Origin of the sequence: Paraburkholderia sp., assembly GCF_036488795.1 — a bacterium.
Taxonomy (GTDB): domain Bacteria; phylum Pseudomonadota; class Gammaproteobacteria; order Burkholderiales; family Burkholderiaceae; genus Paraburkholderia.
This window is the reverse complement of the sequence record NZ_DASXHA010000163.1, coordinates 29,303-48,252: the sequence shown is the minus strand read 5'-3', so window position 1 is coordinate 48,252 and position 18,950 is coordinate 29,303. Positions and strand designations below refer to the sequence as shown.

Annotated in this window: 20 protein-coding genes; 13 read left to right on the top strand and 7 right to left on the bottom strand. The window is 62.1% G+C overall.

The features are described from left to right. Nucleotides 1-31 precede the first annotated feature (31 nt). Both VGH41_RS23405 and VGH41_RS23400 read left to right on the top strand, forming a co-directional pair. Entirely contained in the window at nt 32-679 is a 648-nt protein-coding gene (locus VGH41_RS23405; RefSeq protein ID WP_331600020.1) for a glutathione S-transferase family protein, read from the top strand. Further along, nucleotides 676-1,917 carry a multifunctional CCA addition/repair protein gene (locus VGH41_RS23400; RefSeq protein WP_331600019.1) on the top strand — a complete coding sequence of 414 codons (1,242 nt, stop codon included), beginning with the start codon at nt 676-678 and terminating at the stop codon, nt 1,915-1,917. Before VGH41_RS23405 ends, VGH41_RS23400 begins: the two co-directional genes overlap by 4 nt. Here VGH41_RS23400 and VGH41_RS23395 read toward each other — a convergent pair. The 3 genes from VGH41_RS23395 to VGH41_RS23385 all read right to left on the bottom strand — a co-directional run bounded on the left by VGH41_RS23395 (nt 1,880) and on the right by VGH41_RS23385 (nt 4,156). Further along, the gene (locus tag VGH41_RS23395) at nt 1,880-2,221 is read right to left on the bottom strand and encodes a hypothetical protein (RefSeq protein ID WP_331600018.1); all 342 of its coding nucleotides are present in this window, start codon (nt 2,219-2,221) and stop codon (nt 1,880-1,882) included. The two genes, VGH41_RS23400 and VGH41_RS23395, sit on opposite strands and share 38 nt — an antisense overlap. 503 nt (nt 2,222-2,724) lie before the next feature. Continuing rightward, entirely contained in the window at nt 2,725-2,919 is a 195-nt protein-coding gene (locus VGH41_RS23390; protein WP_331600017.1) for a DUF2905 domain-containing protein, read from the bottom strand. Nucleotides 2,920-2,965: 46 nt separating this feature from the next. Then, entirely contained in the window at nt 2,966-4,156 is a 1,191-nt protein-coding gene (locus VGH41_RS23385; RefSeq protein ID WP_331600016.1) for a class I SAM-dependent methyltransferase, read from the bottom strand. Nucleotides 4,157-4,169: 13 nt separating this feature from the next. Between VGH41_RS23385 and VGH41_RS23380 the strand changes: the two genes are divergently transcribed. The 5 genes from VGH41_RS23380 to glmS all read left to right on the top strand — a co-directional run bounded on the left by VGH41_RS23380 (nt 4,170) and on the right by glmS (nt 9,858). After that, complete coding sequence (locus VGH41_RS23380) at nt 4,170-4,994, top strand: SDR family oxidoreductase (protein WP_331600015.1); 825 nt, start codon at nt 4,170-4,172, stop codon at nt 4,992-4,994. Between the two features lie 80 nt (nt 4,995-5,074). Next, nucleotides 5,075-5,470, top strand: a complete 396-nt coding sequence (locus tag VGH41_RS23375; RefSeq protein WP_331600014.1) for a dihydroneopterin aldolase — start codon at nt 5,075-5,077, stop codon at nt 5,468-5,470. 3 nt (nt 5,471-5,473) lie between these two features. Beyond that, entirely contained in the window at nt 5,474-6,472 is a 999-nt protein-coding gene (ttcA, locus tag VGH41_RS23370) for a tRNA 2-thiocytidine(32) synthetase TtcA (protein WP_331600013.1), read from the top strand. Between the two features lie 130 nt (nt 6,473-6,602). Next, the gene (gene glmU / locus VGH41_RS23365; RefSeq protein ID WP_331600012.1) at nt 6,603-7,964 is read left to right on the top strand and encodes a bifunctional UDP-N-acetylglucosamine diphosphorylase/glucosamine-1-phosphate N-acetyltransferase GlmU; all 1,362 of its coding nucleotides are present in this window, start codon (nt 6,603-6,605) and stop codon (nt 7,962-7,964) included. A gap of 76 nt (nt 7,965-8,040) precedes the next feature. Continuing rightward, nucleotides 8,041-9,858, top strand: a complete 1,818-nt coding sequence (glmS, locus tag VGH41_RS23360) for a glutamine--fructose-6-phosphate transaminase (isomerizing) (protein WP_331600011.1) — start codon at nt 8,041-8,043, stop codon at nt 9,856-9,858. A gap of 70 nt (nt 9,859-9,928) precedes the next feature. Here the strand turns inward: glmS and VGH41_RS23355 are convergent, their stop codons facing one another. Then, nucleotides 9,929-11,209 (bottom strand): DUF445 domain-containing protein, encoded by a 1,281-nt coding sequence (locus tag VGH41_RS23355; RefSeq protein WP_331600010.1) that lies wholly within the window; start codon nt 11,207-11,209, stop codon nt 9,929-9,931. A gap of 233 nt (nt 11,210-11,442) precedes the next feature. Here VGH41_RS23355 and VGH41_RS23350 point away from each other — a divergent pair, with 233 nt between their 5' ends. The 4 genes from VGH41_RS23350 (at nt 11,443) to VGH41_RS23335 (ending at nt 14,586) form a co-directional block, all read left to right on the top strand. Then, nucleotides 11,443-11,691 (top strand): hypothetical protein, encoded by a 249-nt coding sequence (locus VGH41_RS23350; RefSeq protein ID WP_331600008.1) that lies wholly within the window; start codon nt 11,443-11,445, stop codon nt 11,689-11,691. A 234-nt stretch (nt 11,692-11,925) separates the two neighbouring features. Further along, the gene (locus VGH41_RS23345; protein ID WP_331600007.1) at nt 11,926-12,579 is read left to right on the top strand and encodes a lytic transglycosylase domain-containing protein; all 654 of its coding nucleotides are present in this window, start codon (nt 11,926-11,928) and stop codon (nt 12,577-12,579) included. A 150-nt stretch (nt 12,580-12,729) separates the two neighbouring features. Further along, nucleotides 12,730-13,488 (top strand): DUF2242 domain-containing protein, encoded by a 759-nt coding sequence (locus VGH41_RS23340; RefSeq protein ID WP_331600005.1) that lies wholly within the window; start codon nt 12,730-12,732, stop codon nt 13,486-13,488. Between the two features lie 822 nt (nt 13,489-14,310). Beyond that, nucleotides 14,311-14,586, top strand: coding sequence for a hypothetical protein (locus VGH41_RS23335; RefSeq protein ID WP_331600004.1), 276 nt, complete (start codon nt 14,311-14,313; stop codon nt 14,584-14,586). Between the two features lie 40 nt (nt 14,587-14,626). On the opposite strand, the gene VGH41_RS23330 is transcribed toward VGH41_RS23335, so the two are convergent. Beyond that, a complete protein-coding gene (locus VGH41_RS23330; RefSeq protein WP_331600003.1) occupies nt 14,627-15,568 on the bottom strand; it encodes a DMT family transporter in 942 nt (313 codons plus the stop codon). Between the two features lie 187 nt (nt 15,569-15,755). Here VGH41_RS23330 and VGH41_RS23325 point away from each other — a divergent pair, with 187 nt between their 5' ends. After that, entirely contained in the window at nt 15,756-16,508 is a 753-nt protein-coding gene (locus VGH41_RS23325; protein WP_331600002.1) for an IclR family transcriptional regulator domain-containing protein, read from the top strand. Nucleotides 16,509-16,684: 176 nt separating this feature from the next. Here VGH41_RS23325 and VGH41_RS23320 read toward each other — a convergent pair whose 3' ends face one another. Both VGH41_RS23320 and VGH41_RS23315 read right to left on the bottom strand, forming a co-directional pair. Next, on the bottom strand, nt 16,685-16,966 hold the full coding sequence (locus VGH41_RS23320) for a hypothetical protein (RefSeq protein WP_331600091.1): 282 nt from the start codon (nt 16,964-16,966) through the stop codon (nt 16,685-16,687). Between the two features lie 109 nt (nt 16,967-17,075). Beyond that, entirely contained in the window at nt 17,076-17,822 is a 747-nt protein-coding gene (locus VGH41_RS23315; protein WP_331600001.1) for a Mut7-C RNAse domain-containing protein, read from the bottom strand. Nucleotides 17,823-17,916: 94 nt separating this feature from the next. On the opposite strand from VGH41_RS23315, the gene VGH41_RS23310 reads away from it, so the two are divergent. Continuing rightward, on the top strand, nt 17,917-18,786 hold the full coding sequence (locus VGH41_RS23310; protein ID WP_331599999.1) for an NAD(P)-dependent oxidoreductase: 870 nt from the start codon (nt 17,917-17,919) through the stop codon (nt 18,784-18,786). Nucleotides 18,787-18,950: the final 164 nt, after the last annotated feature.

Sequence of the window (18,950 nt, the reverse complement as noted above, 5' to 3'; positions counted from 1 at the left end):
ACTTCCTGTTTCCCTCTCTTTCACGCACAGCATGAAACTGGTCATAGGTGACAAAAACTATTCGTCATGGTCGATGCGGCCGTGGGTTCTCATGAAGCATTTCGGCATTCCGTTCGAGGAAGCGTGCATCCCTCTGTTCGAGCCTGGCTCGACGGAGGCGATTCTGGCTGTCTCGCCGTCGGGCAAGGTGCCGTGTCTCGTCGCGGAAGATGGCTTGTCGGTGTGGGATTCGCTGGCCATTGCCGAGACGCTCGCCGAGCGTTTCCCGCAGCATGCGCTGTGGCCGCGCGACCCGGTTCGGCGCGGCCATGCACGCAGTATCAGCGCCGAGATGCATTCGGGCTTTGGCGAGCTGCGCTCGAACATGTGGATGAATATCCGCGCATCATTTGCGGGCAAAGGGGCGACGCCGGGCGCGCTCGCCGACATAGCGCGCGTCGACACGATCTGGCGCGACTGTCTCGAGGCGTATGGCGGTCCGTTTCTGTTCGGCGAGTTCGGCATTGCGGATGCCATGTTTGCCCCGGTCGTGATGCGCTTTCAGACGTGGCAACCGGCTATCAGCGCCGAGGCTGCGGCGTACGGGGAGCGCGTGAAGCAGGTGCCGGCCGTGCAGGCCTGGATTCAGGACGCGCTGCGCGAGACGCACACCATCTCGAAGTACGACATCTGCGCATGAATATTTACGCGGTCGGCGGAGCCATCCGCGATGAACTTCTGGGCGTGCCGGTGCAGGACCGCGATTACGTGGTGGTGGGCGCGACCCCCGAGCAGATGGTGGCGCAGGGATACCGGCCGGTGGGCAAGGACTTCCCGGTGTTCCTGCATCCGGACACCCATGAGGAGTACGCGCTTGCCCGCACCGAGCGCAAGACGGCGGCGGGATATCACGGCTTCCAGTTTTTCTATGCACCGGACGTGACGCTGGAAGAGGATCTGGCGCGCCGCGATCTGACGATCAATGCAATGGCGCGCGAAGTGCGGCCGGACGGCACGCTGACGGGACCGGTGATCGATCCGTTCAATGGGCAGGCCGATTTGCAGGCGCGCGTGTTTCGTCACGTCAGCGATGCGTTCCTGGAAGATCCGGTGCGCATTTTGCGGCTGGCGCGTTTTGCCGCACGCTTTGCGGATTTCACGGTGGCGCCGCAGACGCTGCAGCTGATGCGCGCAATGGTGAGCGCGGGCGAGGTGGATGCGCTGGTGCCGGAGCGTGTGTGGCAGGAGGTGTCGCGCGGCTTGATGGAGGCACGGCCGTCGCGGATGTTTTCGGTGCTGCGCGAGTGCGGGGCATTAGCGCGTGTATTGCCGGAGATCGACGCGTTGTTCGGTGTGCCGCAACGGGCTGATTACCATCCCGAAGTGGATACGGGGGTGCACGTGATGATGGTGGTGGATCATGCGGCGGCGCGGGGGTATGCATTGACGGTGCGGTTTGCGGCGCTCACGCACGATCTGGGCAAGGCGACGACGCCGGAGGATGCATTGCCGCGGCACATTGGTCATGAGGGCCGCAGTGTGGATTTGCTGAAGCCTTTGTGCGAGCGGTTGCGGGTGCCGAATGACTGTCGGGATCTGGCCGTGCTCGTTGCGCGGGAGCACGGGAATATTCATCGTGTGATGGAGATGGGCGCGGCGGCGTTGGTGCGGTTGTTTGAGCGCAGTGATGCACTTAGGAAACCTGCGCGGTTTGCTGAGGCTTTGCAGGCTTGCGAGGCGGACGCGCGGGGCCGCTTAGGGTTTGAGGCGCGGGAGTATCCTCAGGCTGAGCGGCTTCGGATTTCGCTTGTCGCTGCGCGGGCTGTTGATGCTGGGGCTGTGGCGCATGCTTATGCTGATAAGCCTTCAGGGATTAAAGATGCTGTGCATCAGGAGAGGGTTAGGGCGGTGGCCCGGGCTCTTGGGGAGAAGGTTTAAGGTTTTTGCCTTGCAGGCGGCTTTTTTTGTTTTGTTTTTGGCTTTGTCTTTGATTTGCTTTTGGTCTGATGGCGTTGTGTTTTGGTTGTTTGCCTACGGCGTTGGCCTTTCCCTGCATTCTTAGTGGTTTGTTAGCTTCGCTGTTTGGTTGTTTGCCTGCGGCGTTGGCCTCTCCTTGTATTCTTAGTGGTCTATTAGCTTCGCCCCTGTGCGGGGCAGCACCTACTTTCTTTGCCGCCGCAAAGAAAGTAGGCAAAGAAAGCGGGCTTCCAACCGCCAGCCCATAAGTGTCCATCTCTGTCATGTACGGGTAACGGTCCAACACGAGATCTGCCCCCGCGCAGCAGCCCTCGTGACACAGCATTCATCCGCTCCAGCGTCCGCTACGCGCCCGCCGTCCGGCATAACCCCCTTTGCCAAGCTTTGGGGCGGGCGCCACCGGGTGAACCCGGCGGCCACGCACGGAGTGCGTAGGCGGGATGGATGAGCCCTTTGTCACGGGCAGAGGGTTTGCGAGGGACGGTCTTGTCTCGGACCCGTGCCGCGTAAGGCGCGAGGGTGACACCTACTGGCTGGCGGTTGGAGCCCGCTTTCTTTTGCCTACTTTTCTTTGCGGCGGCAAAGAAAAGTAGGTGCTGCCCCGCACAGGGGCGAAGCCAATAGACCACTAAGAATGCAAGGAGAGGCCAACGCCTTAGGCAAACAGACACAGGGGCGAAGCTAATAGACCACTAAGAATACAAGGCGAGCCCAACGCCGTAGGCAAACAACCAAAACACAACCCAAAGCGCCGCAGGCAAAGAACCCCTACAAAACCCGTGCGATCAAAGACAAAACCATCGACAACACAAGCGTAGACATAAACGGAAACGGATACTCCTTCCCAAACATCCTGAGAGTAACGTCACCGGGCATGCGTCCAATGCCCACCTTCCTGAGCCATGGCCAGCAACTCGACAAAATGGCCACAGCGATAAACGTAGTCAAGAACCACCGAATCATCGCCAACCCCTCACGCAAGTGACCAACACCAACACCACGCACGTGGTCATAACGTATGCGTCCGATCCCCGCTCGCAAATGCGTCGAGCGTCTCCTCAATTCCGCGTGAAAACGCGATCACCTTGAACAACTCACCCATCTCCGCCTCGGACAACAACTTCTGCACCGCATTCGCCGCTGGCAAAAACCGCGCACTATCCGCCGGGTCAATGTCCCCCAGCACTTCAGTGATGCCCGCATTCAACAGAAACCGCCCCTGCGACGTATAGCCCAGCAAGTCCGCGCCCGTCTCCACGCCCGCCTCGGCAATGCCCGTAAACTCAACGTGCGCGGTAATGTCCTGCAAGCCCGGATAAACAAACGGATCACCATGCGCCCGATGCCGGTAATGACACATCAACGTGCCCTGCTCGCGCTGCGCGTGGTAATACTCATGACGCGGAAAACCATAGTCGATCAGAAACGCCGCGCCACGCGTCAACATCGTGCAAATCGTGCGCGTAAAAGCCCGCGCGGCATCGTGCGTCTCGGCAAGGTAAGCGCCTTCAATCTCGAGACTCGCCAGAAACGCCGCATCCTCGGGTGAACTCACCGGGCGCTCATCAAAAGCAAATTCGCCGTCGTCATGCACAGCCACGCCGCGCTCGCGCCAGGCGTCGGCGGCATGCACGAAGAGCCGCACCGGCATCGCATCCAGCACTTCATTGCCCATCAACACGCCTTCGAATTGCTCCGGCAACGCATCCAGCCAACGGACCCGCGACGCCAGTGCAGGCGCTTCGGCTTCGATCGTCGCCCGCTGGCGCTCGCGCAATTCGCCCGACAGATCGACGATCGAATACGTGTCGAACGGGACGTTCAATGCTTCCAGCGCATTCAGCAGGCCGGCGGCGAGCTTGCCCGTGCCGGCGCCGAATTCCATCAGGTGATGCGTGCCGCTTGCTTCCAGCGCCTGCGCGACCGGCCGCGCCAGCGTCGCGGCAAACAGCGGCGACAATTCCGGCGCGGTGATGAAGTCGCTGCCGTCCTCAGGACGGCGGCCGAATTTCACCGATCCGCCCCCGTAGTAGCCCAGCCCCGGCGCGTACAGCGCGCGTTCCATATAGCGGTCGAACGGCAGCCAGCCGCCAGCCTGAGCGATTTCGGCGCGGATCTGCGCAGCCAGCGTTTCCGACTGTGCAAGCGCGCTCGGGCCGGGAGCAGGTAAACTATCGGGTTGGTGAGCTTTCGGATTCATCCCCGCATTGTAAATGACCCTCCCTGCCGATACCTCCGCTGCCCACGCCCGCCCGGCTGTCGCCCCGCGTGTCGCGCTGATCACGGGCGCCGCCCGGCGCATCGGCCGCGCGCTCGCGCTCGGCTTTGCCACGCAAGGCTGGGACGTCGCGGTGCATTACGGCACCTCGCGCACGGAAGCGGACGAAGTGGTCGCCGAAATTGTGGCGCTCGGCCGTCGCGCCGTCGCATTGCAGGCTGATCTGGCCCTGGAGGCGGAGGTCGCCCGGCTCGTGCCGGACTGCACGGCGGCGCTCGGACGGCCGGTGTGCATTGTCAACAATGCGTCGCTGTTTGAAGAAGACACGGCAAAAGATGTCGGTTACGAGCTTCTGCTGAAGACCACGGCGATCAATCTGGGCGCGCCGCTCGTGCTGGCGCGTATGCTGTTCGAGGCGACGCCCGAGGCCGCGCACAGCGACGAAACGCAGCGCTCGGTGGTCGTGAATGTGCTGGATCAGAAGCTCTACAACATGAATCCGGATTTCCTGTCGTATACGCTGTCGAAGGCGGCGTTGCAGGCAGCCACGGTGGCACTCGCCCAGGCGCTCGCGCCGAAAGTGCGGATAGTCGGGCTCGCGCCCGGCCTGACGTTGCAATCGGCCGGCCAGACGCCGGAAGGCTTTGTCGCGGCTCATCGCGTCGCGCCGCTCGGCCGCGCGTCGTTGCCGGAAGATATCGTCCGCGCGGCACTGTATCTCGCGGATGCTTCGGGCGTCACCGGTACGACGCTGGTGGTCGACGGCGGCCAGCACCTGGTGCCGTCGCCGCGCGACGTGATGTTTTTGCTGGGCGCCTGAGCGCGCGCGGTCGTTGCCGACCGTCGCGCGCCGAAGCGCCCCTTTGCGTGCTCCGCACGCTTTTTTCGACTGGAACGAACATGGTTGCCGCTCTTTCGCACCCCCGGCTTGCTGATTGCCGCCGGCTCTTTCTGCGCAATTACGAAGTGCACATCAACATCGGGGTGCATGACTTCGAAAAGCGCGGCGAACAGCGCGTCGTGATCAACGTCGAATTGTTCGTGCCGCTCGCGCTGTCCACGCCCGTCGCGGACAAACTGAGCGAAGTCGTCGACTACGACTTTATGCGCGCCACCATTGCGCGCCGCGTCGAGCAGGGACATATCCATCTGCAGGAAACGCTGTGCGACGACATCGTGAAGACGCTGCTCGCTCACCCGCAGGTGCGCGCGGCCTGCGTGTCGACCGAAAAGCCCGACGTTTATCCGGATTGCGACGCCGTGGGCGTCGAAGTCTTCCGCATCAAAGAGGATTGAGCCATGAACGCTCCTGAAATCCTGAACGCCGCGACGGCGCAGCCCGGCGCCGGCAGCGCAGCAGAAAAAGCGGCCAAGCCCGCGCTCACGCGCCGCGAGCAGAAAGAAGCGTATGAGAACAACAAGCTGTTCAAGCGTCTCGCGCGGCTGGTCGGCCAGGCCATTGGCGACTTCAACATGATCGAAGACGGCGACAAGGTGATGGTGTGCCTGTCGGGCGGCAAAGACAGCTACGCGATGCTCGACGTGCTGATGCGCCTGCGCGAGCGTGCGCCGATCAGCTTCGACATCGTCGCGGTGAACCTCGACCAGAAGCAGCCGGGCTTCCCGGAGCACGTGCTGCCGGAATACCTGAAGCAGTTGGACATCCCGTTTCATATCGAGAATCAGGACACGTACAGCATCGTCAAGCGGCTGGTGCCGGAAGGCAAAACCACCTGCTCGCTGTGCTCGCGGTTGCGGCGCGGCATCCTGTATCGCGTTGCCGGCGAACTCGGCGCGACCAAGATCGCGCTCGGCCATCATCGCGACGACATCCTGCAGACATTGCTGCTGAACCTGTTCTACGGCGGCAAGCTCAAGGGCATGCCGCCCAAGCTGCAATCGGATGACGGCAAGAACATCGTGATCCGGCCGCTCGCCTACGTGAAGGAAACCGATCTGGAGAAATACGCGGAACTGCGCGAATTTCCGATCATTCCGTGCAACCTGTGCGGCAGCCAGCCGAACTTGAAGCGCGCCGAAATGAAGGCGCTGATCCGCGATTGGGACAAGCGCTTCCCGGGCCGCGTGGAGAACATGTTCAACGCGCTGTCGAACATCGTGCCGTCGCATCTGATGGACCACAAGCTGTTCCCGTTCGCCGGCCTGCGCGCGAGCGGCGAGGCGGATCCGCAAGGCGATATCGCGTTCGACGAAGAGCCGTGCTCGACCGATTCCGCCGAAGGCACCCCCTTCAACGGCGCGAAGCCGATTTCGATCGTCCAGTTCGACGATCTCTGAACTCGCGCCAATCAGACTGAAAGCCCCGCAAAGCACGCGTTTGCGGGGCTTTCACAGCGTCGCCGCGGCGTGGGCGCGGCGGTCCGCATGCTAGAATTACCGGCTCCAAACTCGTCTTATCGCCGACGCCATGAACATTGTTATTTTGGCGGCAGGCACCGGCAAGCGCATGCGTTCCGCGCTGCCCAAGGTGCTCCATCCCCTGGCCGGCCGGCCGCTCCTGTCCCACGTCATTGATACCGCCCGCACGCTCAAGCCCACCCGACTTGTCGTCGTGATCGGCCATGGCGGCGACGCGGTGCGCGCGGCCGTGGCGGCGCCTGATGTGCAGTTCGCCGTGCAGGAGCAGCAGCTCGGCACGGGCCACGCGGTGCAGCAGGCGTTGCCGCTGCTCGATCCCAAGGTGCCGACGCTGGTGCTGTACGGCGACGTGCCGCTCACCCGGGCCAGCACACTCAAGCGGCTGGTCGACAGCGCGGCGGAGGGCGCGTATGGCGTGCTCACCGTGACGCTCGACGATCCGACCGGGTACGGCCGCATCGTGCGCGATCAGGCGGGCTGCGTCGTGCGCATCGTCGAACAGAAAGATGCCACGCCAGAGCAATTGCGGATTGCCGAGATCAACACCGGCATCGTCGTCACGCCGACCGCGCAACTTGCCATGTGGCTCGGCTCGCTGAAGAACGACAACGCGCAGAGCGAGTTCTATCTGACCGATGTGGTCGAGCGTGCCATCGAAGCAGGTTTCGAAGTCGTCACGGCGCAGCCGGACGAAGAGTGGGAAACACTCGGTGTCAACAGCAAGCAGCAACTGGCCGAACTCGAGCGGGTCTATCAACACAACGCGGCGCAAGCCCTGCTGATAGCCGGCGTGACGCTCGCAGACCCGGCGCGCATCGACATACGCGGCACGCTGGAATGCGGGCGCGACGTCTCGATCGACGTGAACTGCGTGTTCGAAGGCAGCGTCAAGCTGGCGGACAACGTGACGATCGGCCCGAATTGTGTGATTCGCGACGCGACCATTGGCGCCGGCTCGCGGGTCGATGCGTTTACGCATATCGAAGGCGCGCAAATCGGCGCGCAGGTCGGGCTCGGACCGTATGCCCGTCTACGGCCGGGCGCGTCGCTGGGCGACGAATCGCATGTCGGCAATTTCGTCGAAGTGAAGAACGCGGTGCTCGGTCATGGCTCGAAGGCGGGTCATCTGAGCTACCTGGGCGATGCCGATATCGGCGCGCGCGTGAACATCGGCGCGGGCACCATCACGTGTAATTACGACGGCGCGAACAAGCACCGCACCGTCATCGAAGACGACGTGTTCGTTGGCTCGGACACGCAACTGGTGGCGCCGGTGCGCGTCGGCCGCGGTGTCACGATTGCCGCAGGTACGACCATCTGGAAGGACGTCGCGGAAAACACGCTGGTCTTGAACGACAAGACCCAGACCAGCAAGACGGGTTTCGTGCGGCCCATCAAGAAGAAAAGCTGAAGGGAATCCCGCGTGCCGTGTGCCGTTTGACGCATGCACGCGTTGAAACAGAACCCCTGCAAAGGATCAAGAATCTATGTGCGGCATTGTTGGCGCGGTTGCGCAACGTAATATCGTTCCCGTCCTGATTGAAGGACTGCGTCGCCTCGAATATCGCGGCTACGATTCGTGCGGCGTAGCGGTGCTCGCCAACGGCGAGCCGCACCGTGCGCGCAGTGTCGCGCGAGTGGCGGACCTGGACGACCAGGTGCGCGAGAGCCGTCTCGAAGGCATCACGGGTATTGCGCACACCCGCTGGGCGACGCACGGCGCGCCGGTGACGGACAATGCGCACCCGATCTTCTCGCGCAATGCGCTCGCGCTGGTCCACAACGGCATCATCGAAAACTACGAGTCGTTGCGCGAAATGCTGCGCGGCAAGGGCTACGAATTCGTCTCGCAGACCGATACCGAAGTGATCGCGCATCTGGTGCATAGCCTGTATCAGGGCGATCTGTTTGCCGCAGTCCGCGCGGCCGTGCAGCAGTTGCACGGGGCGTATGCGATTGCGGTGCTGCATAAGGATCAGCCGCACACGGTGGTGGGCGCGCGCCAGGGTTCGCCGCTGGTGGTGGGCCTCGGCAACGGTGAGAACTTCCTCGCTTCGGATGCGCTGGCGCTTGCCGGCAGCACCGAGCATTTCATCTTCCTCGAAGAAGGCGACGTCTGCGAACTGACGCTCGACGGCGTGCGCATTGCCGATCGCGACGGCAACGAGGTCCAGCGCGAAACCCGTCAGGTGGCGGCGTATGGCGGCGCGGTGGAACTGGGTCCGTATCGTCACTTCATGCAGAAGGAAATCTTCGAGCAGCCGCGCGCGATCACCGACACCATTCCACAAGGTGATTCGTTCGATGCGACGCTGTTCGGCGAAGGCGCGGAGAAGGTGTTCGCGGGCATCGACAGCCTGCTGATTCTCGCTTGCGGCACGAGCTACTACTCGGGGCTGACGGCGAAGTACTGGCTCGAATCGGTCGCGAAGATTCCGACCCAGGTGGAGATTGCCAGTGAGTATCGCTATCGGGAGTCGGTGCCGAATCCGAAGGCACTCGTGGTGGTGATCTCGCAGTCGGGTGAGACAGCGGACACGCTCGCGGCGCTTAAGCATGCGCAATCGCTCGGCCATCAGCACACGCTGGCGGTGTGCAACGTCGCGACGAGCGCGATGGTCCGGCAAACCGGGTTCTCCTTCCTGACGCATGCGGGACGCGAGATCGGCGTGGCGTCGACCAAGGCCTTCACGACGCAACTGGTTGCCCTATTCGTGCTGGCGGCGACGCTCGGCAAGTTGCGCGGCCATGTAGATACCGCGCTGGAAGCGGATTATCTCAAGCAACTGCGCCATTTGCCGGCCGCGCTGAACAGCGTGCTGGCGCTGGAGCCGCAAATCATTGCATGGTCGGAAGAGTTTGCGCGCAAGGAACATGCATTGTTCCTCGGACGCGGCCTGCATTATCCGATCGCGCTTGAAGGGGCGCTGAAGCTGAAAGAGATTTCGTATATCCACGCGGAAGCCTATCCGGCGGGTGAGCTGAAACACGGGCCGCTTGCGCTGGTGACCGAAGCCATGCCGGTCGTGACGGTGGCGCCGAACGACGCGCTGCTCGAAAAGCTGAAGTCCAATATTCAGGAGGTGCGCGCGCGTGGCGGTCAGCTTTACGTATTCGCGGACGCCGATACCCGCATCGTCAATGACGAAGGTTTGCACGTGATCCGCATGCCGGAACACTACGGCTTGCTCTCGCCCATTCTGCACGTCGTGCCGCTGCAGTTGCTGGCCTATCACACAGCGTGCGCGCGCGGCACGGATGTGGACAAGCCGCGCAATCTGGCCAAATCCGTCACGGTTGAATGAGCAGGTGCTGAGAGGCTAGCCTGATGTCAAAGGGCGCTGAAGCGAGCTTCAGCGCCCTTTGTTTTGTCGCCTAGCCCACGTGCACCTTGAGAACATCAATCAGATACGAGCTCAAATAAAGCAGCAGTCCGACGAAGCCGCCCACGATCGTCCCGTTGATGCGGATGTACTGCAGATCCTTGCCGATATTCAGTTCGATCTGACGCGACATCTCGCGTGAGTCCCAGTTTTTCACCGTGTCGCTGATGTGTCGCGTGAGGAAGGCGGAAAATTCCGGCGCCATCGCTTCGGCGGCCTCCACCATGTGCGCGTTCAACGACGCGCGCAACCCGGCATTGCTGGCCAGCTCGGCGCCGACCCATTTGCCCATTTGTGCAACCTTGCGATGCAGGACGGAGTCCTCGCTCGCCACGTCCTGTTTGAACCACGCCCGCAAGTCGCTCCACAAATCCTTGATATAGGTGTTGAGCAGCGCGCCATCGCGCAAATGACGCTTCAACTCCTCACCTTTGGCAATGAACGCCGGGTCAGATCTGAGATTGACGATCAGCTTCTCGACCGCTTCGTCGAAGCTCTTGCGCAGTGTGTGGTCCGGGTCCTCGCTGATCTGCGTCAAGATTGCGTTGATGCCGTTTGCCACGATCTGAGCGCCGTTCTCGCCAATCCAGTTGGTCGGCAAGACCAGTTCCTTCTTCGGATGGTGGGTCTTCAGCCAGTTGACGATATGCGTAGCGATGAAGCTGCGCGTGTCGGGCTTGTTCAATAGTTCGACGAGCTGCGCAATGCCCTCGTCGAGCAACTGCTGATGGCGGCCGTCCTTCGTCAGCGTTTCAAGAACCGCGCCGAGCGACATCGACAGATCCACCTTGTCGAACACGGTCACCAGCGCGTTCCTCATGAACGCCTGAATGCGCGCGTCGTCGGTCAGGTCCAGCACGCCGCTCACCAGCTTGACGACATAGCCGCCCAGCTGCTGCGTGTTCTCCTCGGCGGTCAACCAGCGGGTGACGCTTTGTGCGGGATCGTGCTTCTGGATGAGCCGAACGATGGACGACGCATCGAGGAATTTTTCCTGAACGAAGACGGCGAGGTTTTCGGCAATCCGCTCCTTGTTCTTCGGAATGATTTCCGTATGAGCCGACACGATCGGAATAGGCACGCGCCTGAACAATGCGACCACCGCGAACCAGTCCGCGAGCGCGCCGACCATCGCGGCTTCGGACACGGCCTTGATGGCGTCCACCACGGTCCCGCGTGGCAGCAGCGCGGTAGCGACGAACACGGCCGCCGCGAACAGCAGCAGCGCCAACGCGATGCGTTTTTTCTTCTTGAGCTCGGTTTCCTTGTCCATGTCTCTGATTGCTCGAGGTGATCGTTGCTCTACAACCCGCGCTTATTCTGACATTCCGTGCTGCGGACACTTTGCCGCACCCGATTCCGCGAGATACGCGCCGCATGCACGGCTGCCGGTAATCAGGCGTTACCGATCTCATCATGTCGTTGCACCTGGTTTTTATCGGGCTCTTATACTGTCGCCACTTTTCTCTTAATAACAACGCACTGAACACGGCCCTTACCTTACGTATGAAAGCTAATCGAACCCAAGTTGTACTGCTGGGCGTCGCGTTGACGCTGGCAACCATTGGCTCCGCGAATGCCGCGGGATGTCTCAAAGGCGCGGTGGTGGGCGGCGTGGCCGGACACTATGCAGGACACCACGCGGTGGTGGGTGCGGTCGGCGGTTGCATCGTCGGGCGGCATATCGCCAAGCAGCATGCCCAACAGGCCGCCCAGCAACACGCGGAGATGCATGCGTCGGAGCAGCCGCACTAAGCCGTGCCGGGCATGATGAAATGGTTGCGCGAACATCCATGTAAAGTTCGCGCTGCCTCTTCCTGCCGGGCGAAGGTGCGAAAAAACCTGACTGGATGATGCCGCCGCGCAAGCCAAACGTTTCGGCGGCGAGCTTGATCGGAGAGAGAATTTTCGTATCTTATGATGAATAGGTGCCTGTTTTTCGAGCATCGGTATAATACGGGCCTTCTCCTCCCCTAACGTCAACCGCTCATGAGCCGACTCCTCTGTCTGATCGTGCTTTCGCTGGGCCTGGTGCAAGGCGCAACGGCCGAGGAGACCGATCACGACCACATCACTGACTATCTCACCCAGAAATTCGGCCTCGCGCGCGCGAAAGCCGAGCAGATCTCGGGTGCCGTTCAGTCCGCAGCAGCCAAGTATTCGCTGCCGCCTGCGCTCCTGCTGGCAATCATTTCGATCGAATCCCGCTTCAAGGAGAAGGCCAAGGGTCCGCGTGGTGCGACCGGGCTGATGCAGGTCGTGCCGGCGGCCCACAAGGGGCTGCTGCGCAACATCAAGGACCTCACGGAGCCCACCGCGAACATCGAGGCTGGGTCGGCCATTCTGCACGGCTATGTGCAGTCGGCGGGCGGTGATCTGAATCTCGCTCTGAAGAGCTACGGCGGCTCGATGGCGTACGCGCAAAAGGTCAGCCTGCGGATCCAGACCTTTGCGCCGGTGGTGGCCGAGGAGGAGGGCGCGCAGACGGCAGGTACCCAAGGCGGGATGTGTCAGGTACCGTCCTCCGACAATTGCCCCGTGCCCGGCGGTAGCGCCAGCGCCTTCTTCGTTCCGGGCAGCGGCGCCGCCGTCAATCCGGGCGCCCTCGGCCTGTCGGCCGCCGCGCCGGCTTCCGCGCCCTGAGCCCGTCCGAAGCCGCGCATTCGGCTGACGAAAGGCCTGCAAAGCTTTTTGTTTCAACGTGTTACCCCTTCCGCGGGTTGTATTCGCCCGGTCGGCCATCCGCTCTACAATGCATGCCATTCGACGTTAAGTAGTCCGACTCCCGGAATCATGCGCACCCCATTTTCCAAAGCCACCGCAGCGTCGCTGCTCGGATTGGCCGCGCTCGCGGCGTGCTCGAGCACGCCGCAGCCGAAGTTTCAGCAGGAATTGTTCGATACGGGCGCGAGTCCATTTGCCCGCAATTTCAACGCAAGCACCACCGACAGCTGCGAAGCCGCGCGCCGCGCGCTGCTGAGCCAGGGTTACATGACGACTCTGACCCATCCGGATACCGTCGACGGTACGAAGAATTTCCAGCCAACCGGCGACACGCACGTCGTGGTGGAGTTTCACGTCGTCTGCACGGCGGGCGAAGAAGCCAGCGATACCAGCATCGTCTACGTGAACGCCGTGCAGAACGGCTATGCGCTGAAGAAAAGCGACACGTCGGCAAGCGTGGGTTTGAGCGTGCTCGGTTCGCTGTCGCTGCCGATCCGCTCGAACAACGACGAGATGGTCAAGGTATCCAGCGAGACCATTCCGTCCGGCAAGTTCTACGATCGTTTCTTTGGCCTGGTGGGTCACTATCTGCAAACGGTGGTGCGGACCACGCCGGTGATTTCCAGCAACGTCGTGACTACGCCGCTTCCGGTGCCGGTTGCCGCGCCTATCCCGGTCGTGCCGGCTGCAGCCGTAGCTGCGAGCGCAGTGGCTGCCGAGAAAAGCGCTGCGTTGACAGGCGCGCCCGCTTCGCTGATTGCTGCTCCGGGTGCCATGGCTCACGCGGATGCCGCGCAGCCGGCTAGCGCGAACAGCGTCAATCAGTAAGCCAACGGGGCTGCGAGGTCATACATGAATACAAGCGGTTGATCATGCTTTGATCAGCCGCCGTTTTGACGGGGCCCACTTTTCCCCAGTCTTTTATTTCATATGTATATATAAGTAGTAATAGTTAACAAGGCACGCCCCTTCCTGTGGACAAACGGGAAATTCCTCTTCGCTTCAACGCTGTAATAAAACCATAACAATGCGGAGCGCGCGTGCACAGACCGGCCGGGCCGAGGATAACTCGGGCGCCGTTTTGACGCGGGTGCGGGTTATCAAGAATTCGCGCACAGGCTGTTAGCGAAGCCATACCGAAGTTATCCAGAGCTGTCCGTGGATAACTCCCACGGTGAGCGCTTTCAAAATCTCTTTTTAGCAACTCGTGGAGTGGTGAGAGCGTGCGTCGGGCGCAAAAATTGCGACGCCAACAAAAAGAGCGTTGCGCTCGCCAGCGAACATACTGCAGTGCGCCAATGCGCGCACATTAGGGCCGGGTGATGGCAGCCGGCGAGGCGCATTACTTCAACAGCGAGTGTTGCTATTTTGTCAAAAACCACACAGTAACGAGCTATCCAGGCATAAAGTTAAAGTGCTTTCTCAGGTTACTGGTGCAGTGCGGGGGTGTGCGATGAAACGCAGAACGGCACGACAGCTTGTCCATCTACTTTCAGACATCCGGCATTCTGCGCAATGCAGGACGTTGAGAGCCGCAGCAACCAACCGGGCAATGGAACTGGCGATGACCGACGAAGACGACGCCTCCGCCGGCGAGAATGCCGAAGATGCGCGCGACACGGCGCGTGACGGATTCGTGGGGAGGCGCTCATGAGAGCAGCGAGCGAGCGATCCCTGCGGTTCCTGGTCGAGAAGTGGTTGGCGCCAGGCCCATCCGGCTCTGTGCACGTCACCGAATTCAGCCGCACCCGCGCCGGCCGCCGCCGCTATGTGCGAGTGGAAACGGCCTTAGCGGCCGGTGCGCGCGGCTTGTTTTTCTTCCGTCACGACGACGGTTGCTGGTGCGTGTTTCCGCCTACCGCTGACAGCCGCAAGGTAGCGAATGACGATATCGCGATGCGCCTCGGTCTGGTCAATTCGCAATGAAGCAGGAGCGGTGCGCAAGGCTTGCACCGCCTGCAAGTCACTAGCCGAACGACGCCTGGCGCCGCTTCACCCATGCCGGCATCACCTGACACACAATCAACCCGGTCAGCATCAAGCCGCAGCCGAGCAAAGCGCGCGGCGCCAGGGTCTCGCCCAGCACGAGCCAGCCCGCGAGCGCGGCAAACACCCCTTCCATACTGAAGATCACGGCTGCGTGCGCGGGCGCGGCATCTTTTTGCGCGACGACCTGAATCGTATAGGCGATCCCGACGGATAACGCGCCGCCGTACAGAATGGTGGGTGCAGCGCGTACGAGGTCGGCAAGGTGAACCGGCTCGCAGACCAAGCCAGTCAGCAGACACACCAACCCACAGGTCACGAATTGCACCAGCGCCAGCACGAGCGGGTCATGACGGCGTGCAAAGTGTCCCACCAGCATCACCTGGCCTGAAATCAGCACTGCGCCGGCGAGCTGATACCAGTCGCCATACTGGATCGAAAAGTGCTCGTTGACGCTCAGAAAATACATGCCCACGGCTGCCAGCAACGCGCCGAGCCACGTTCCGATACCCGTCTGGTGGCGCAATACCACGCCGATCAAAGGCACGATCACCACGTACAACGAACTGATGAAGCCGGCGTTGGCGACCAGCGTGTAGCGCAGCCCGATCTGCTGCAATGAGATCGAGACCGCCAGCACCAGGCCGAGCAGCACGCCTGGCGCGAGCCATGCGCGCGGCTTGCGGGCGACAGGTTCTTGCAGAGTCTGCGACGCCGGAAGGACCGCTGCTGCAGCTGGCCGTAGAAACGCCATCAACACCAGCACGACGCCCGCTCCTAGAAGGAAGCGCAAGCCCGTGAACAGAAACGGCCCGATGACGTCGAGGCTGAGGCGTTGCGCAACGAAGGCCGAGCCCCAGATCATGGCGGCGAACAGCATCAGGAGGTTGGCGCGCAGGTGTTTGCGGGTGTCGAGGTTCAAACGAAGCGTTCTTCTGGTTGGTGAGACGGGCCGCGTTCGTTGCAGAACGGCGGGGCATACATGATAACCGGGCTCGTTCGGGGCACGACCTGCAGATAAGCCTTTGTGCCGCATCCTGCGCGATAATCGCGCAAGGGTGCCGCTTCCGCCAGGAGGAACGCCGCGCCCGGATACTCAGGCGGACAGGATGGATGACAAGGACCGGATCGCCGGTGCGGCGAAGGCACTCTCGATCATCGAGGCATTCGACGAGGAACACGCGCGGATGACTCCGACCATGGTGGCCTCGCGGGCGGCACTGTCGCGCACGGCGGCGCGCCGCTATCTGCTGACGCTGCACGAACTCGGCTACGTGGATACCGACGGCAAGCTGTTCTGGCTCGCGCCTCGCGTGTTGCGCCTCGGGCAATCGTATCTGGATTCAGCGCGCTTGCCGCGCACTGTGCAGCCGTTCTTGCAGCGAATCACGGCAGCGGTGCAGGAAACCGCGCTGGTGGCGATTCTCGATGAACACGATGTGGTCTACGTCGCGCGTAACGGCGTGAATCGGGCGATGGCGGTGGGCTTCGTGCTCGGCTCGCGTGCACCGGCGCCTTTGTCGTCGGCGGGCTTGATCCTGCTCGCGTTCCAGGCGCCCGACGATATCGAGCAATGGCTCGCTTCATACGAGATCAAGGTCTTCACGCCACAAACCTATTCGACCATCGAGCAGTTGCGCGAGGTGCTGGCCGAGACTCGCCGCAACGGTTATGTCGTCACGGATCAGCAACTGGAGCTGGGCATGCGCGGTGTCGCCGTGCCGCTGCGCGACCGGCATGGTTCCGTGGTCGCCGCGATCAGTGTGAGCATGCCGATTGGCCAGGAATCGGCTAACGCGGCGCTGCATCGGGTGCTGCCTACGTTGCAGGAAACAGCAAGCTTGCTGCGCAACCTCGTCTAAGTTGCGCATCACGCTCGCATTTCATGACGCGCAGCGTGAATACGCTTGTCGACCATGTCGCTTTGCTGGGGAAGAACAGCCGCCACGGCGCGCCCGTGGTCCCGGCCATGCCGGCTACGAGCAACTGATGTCGCTCAGTTTCGAAAGTGCCGGCCAGTTGGGGACGAAGATCTGCTTTACGCCCCTTCAAGGCCCCGCTTGATCACTTCGGTGAGCAACCCCGTCATGCCATCCGGGTGTTGCGCAGCCTTCTCCTTCAATACCTCAACAATCTCGACGTTCAACTTGCAGGCAAACGGCACGAGCCCTTGCGCCTGATCCAGTTTCCGCTGTTCGCGCCGGTCCAGCGCCGGCGCTTCAGCGGCGCCCTTGCCGAATCGTTCGCCGCCTGCCAGTTTCATCGAATTGGTCAGCTTGAGCGCCTTGTTCTTCTCAAGGTCGAATTTTTTCATCGCCATACGAAATGCCTCTGCATGATAGGTAATCCCGCATTGTACGCACCGCGCCGCCTCGTCAGCCATCCGCAGCGTCCCGGCGGGTGCGCAATGGCGCTTCGTTTGGTCAGGCTCAGGCGCGCGCGCTCGCCACGCTGTCCATCAACGCACGCATGTGTCGCCAGTGCGTGCCCTCCCAGAACACGCGCCGGCATATGTCGCACGTGACGAACTGCGTGTGCCGCTCAAGCACTCCTTCGGGCGCGCGCCCGGCCACTTCGTCTTTTGCAATGCGCCGCAGCGGTGCGTTGCACATCAGGCACAGGCGAAACGGTTGCGCGCTGCCGGCCAGATCGAGCCGGTCGAAGATCTCCCGCAATTGCGCTTGCGGCTTCAGCGTGCGCACGTAGCAGCCGTGCGTAATCGTGCGGCGCTTGAGTAACTCCCGGTCGCGCGTCAGTACGATGCGGTGTTCCGCCGCAGCCAGTTCTTCAATATCGGCGTCGGGATAGTGGTTGTCGTAGAGCGTGTCGAAGCCGGCCAGCCTCAGCAGTTGCGCGAGGCCGCCCAGGTGAGCATCGGCGATGAAGCGCATCACCCGCAGCGGACGTTCGCGCACGCGTAGCAACGGCCGGATGTCGATCGATTCGAATTTCGGATACACCGCGACGCGGTCGCCCTCTTCGAGTTGCCGGTCGAATCCCACCGAGTCGCCGTTCACCAGAATCAGTTCCACTTCCGTATGCGGCACGCCCAGCGCCTCGATCATATGCTTGGTACTTGCGCCTTTCGCACATGCACAACTGAACGCACGCCGGCGCAGCGGCCGGGCGAGAAAGTCGTTCAATTCCTCGTAGAAACGGAAGGTGGCGTGGACCATCACATGAGTATGGCACCGTGTTTCCGGGCGTGCTTCCTGCACGTGTCGCAAGGCTGTGCTCTACTTTCGTTTCTTTTGAAGACTGGAGTGACAGATGGACATCGGATTTATCGGGCTTGGCGAGATGGGCTCCGCCATGGTTGAAAACATACTGAAAGCCGGACACCAGGTACGGGTCTGGAATCGGTCACCGGAGCGCGCGGAGCCGCTAGCCGCGTTGGGCGCGAAGGTGGTGGCTTCGCCCGCTGATGCGTTTGCCGGCGACGCCGTGTTTTCGATGCTCGCCGACGACGCCGCGCTGCGCGCCGTGATCGACGCTGCGCTGCTGGAGCATGCGCCGCGCGGGCTGATTCACGTGAATATGGCGACCATCTCGGTCGAGCTTGCCGAGCAGCTCGCCCATGCTCATGCATCGCGCGGACTGAACTACGTTGCCGCGCCCGTGCTGGGGCGCCCCGACGCCGCTGCCGCGGCGAAGCTGACGATCGTGGCGGGCGGCCCGGCGGAAGCGATCGACCGCGTGCAGCCGCTGTTCGACGCGATTGGCCAGAAGACGTGGCGGATCGGCTCGCTGCCGCAGCAGGCGAACGTGATCAAGCTCGCCGCGAATTTCATGCTCGCAGCAGCCGTCGAGACGCTCGGCGAGGCGGCCACGCTAGTCACCGGACACGGCATTGCCATGCAGGACTTTCTCGACGTGATCACGGGTGGTCCGTTCCCCGGCCCGGTCTATCAGGGCTACGGCAAGATGATTGCCGAGCAGCGCTACGAGCCGGCCTTGTTCAAGGCGCGTCTTGGACTCAAGGATGTGCGTCTGGCGCTGGCTGCAGCCGACGCGGTGTCGACGCCGCTGCCGGTTTTGAGCGTGGTGCGCGACAGCCTCGTCGATGCGATTGCACACGGCGACGGCGAAAAGGACTTTGCTGTACTGGGCCGTGTGTCCGCTCGGCGGGCGGGACGTTAAGGCATGTCGCGCTGCCACGGCCGCCCGAAGGCAGCGCAAATAGACCGCGCGGGAAGCAGGTAAAGGTAAGCGTCGTCGGCAATAGCCCAAATGGCGTCACCGGAAGACCAACCTTCAGTTAGAACGCACCCAGCAAGCAGTCAAGATATGTTGCAAAAAACCAA

Excerpts from the sequence above, each read along its gene's own strand:
- VGH41_RS23405 (WP_331600020.1), top strand. The coding sequence starts at position 32 with ATGAAACTGGTCATAGGTGACAAAAACTATTCGTCATGGTCGATGCGG.
- VGH41_RS23400 (WP_331600019.1), top strand. The coding sequence starts at position 676 with ATGAATATTTACGCGGTCGGCGGAGCCATCCGCGATGAACTTCTGGGC.
- VGH41_RS23395 (WP_331600018.1), bottom strand. The coding sequence starts at position 2,221 with ATGACAGAGATGGACACTTATGGGCTGGCGGTTGGAAGCCCGCTTTCT.
- VGH41_RS23390 (WP_331600017.1), bottom strand. The coding sequence starts at position 2,919 with ATGATTCGGTGGTTCTTGACTACGTTTATCGCTGTGGCCATTTTGTCG.
- VGH41_RS23385 (WP_331600016.1), bottom strand. The coding sequence starts at position 4,156 with ATGAATCCGAAAGCTCACCAACCCGATAGTTTACCTGCTCCCGGCCCG.
- VGH41_RS23380 (WP_331600015.1), top strand. The coding sequence starts at position 4,170 with ATGACCCTCCCTGCCGATACCTCCGCTGCCCACGCCCGCCCGGCTGTC.
- VGH41_RS23375 (WP_331600014.1), top strand. The coding sequence starts at position 5,075 with ATGGTTGCCGCTCTTTCGCACCCCCGGCTTGCTGATTGCCGCCGGCTC.
- ttcA (WP_331600013.1), top strand. The coding sequence starts at position 5,474 with ATGAACGCTCCTGAAATCCTGAACGCCGCGACGGCGCAGCCCGGCGCC.
- glmU (WP_331600012.1), top strand. The coding sequence starts at position 6,603 with ATGAACATTGTTATTTTGGCGGCAGGCACCGGCAAGCGCATGCGTTCC.
- glmS (WP_331600011.1), top strand. The coding sequence starts at position 8,041 with ATGTGCGGCATTGTTGGCGCGGTTGCGCAACGTAATATCGTTCCCGTC.
- VGH41_RS23355 (WP_331600010.1), bottom strand. The coding sequence starts at position 11,209 with ATGGACAAGGAAACCGAGCTCAAGAAGAAAAAACGCATCGCGTTGGCG.
- VGH41_RS23350 (WP_331600008.1), top strand. The coding sequence starts at position 11,443 with ATGAAAGCTAATCGAACCCAAGTTGTACTGCTGGGCGTCGCGTTGACG.
- VGH41_RS23345 (WP_331600007.1), top strand. The coding sequence starts at position 11,926 with ATGAGCCGACTCCTCTGTCTGATCGTGCTTTCGCTGGGCCTGGTGCAA.
- VGH41_RS23340 (WP_331600005.1), top strand. The coding sequence starts at position 12,730 with ATGCGCACCCCATTTTCCAAAGCCACCGCAGCGTCGCTGCTCGGATTG.
- VGH41_RS23335 (WP_331600004.1), top strand. The coding sequence starts at position 14,311 with ATGAGAGCAGCGAGCGAGCGATCCCTGCGGTTCCTGGTCGAGAAGTGG.
- VGH41_RS23325 (WP_331600002.1), top strand. The coding sequence starts at position 15,756 with ATGGATGACAAGGACCGGATCGCCGGTGCGGCGAAGGCACTCTCGATC.
- VGH41_RS23320 (WP_331600091.1), bottom strand. The coding sequence starts at position 16,966 with ATGGCGATGAAAAAATTCGACCTTGAGAAGAACAAGGCGCTCAAGCTG.
- VGH41_RS23315 (WP_331600001.1), bottom strand. The coding sequence starts at position 17,822 with ATGGTCCACGCCACCTTCCGTTTCTACGAGGAATTGAACGACTTTCTC.
- VGH41_RS23310 (WP_331599999.1), top strand. The coding sequence starts at position 17,917 with ATGGACATCGGATTTATCGGGCTTGGCGAGATGGGCTCCGCCATGGTT.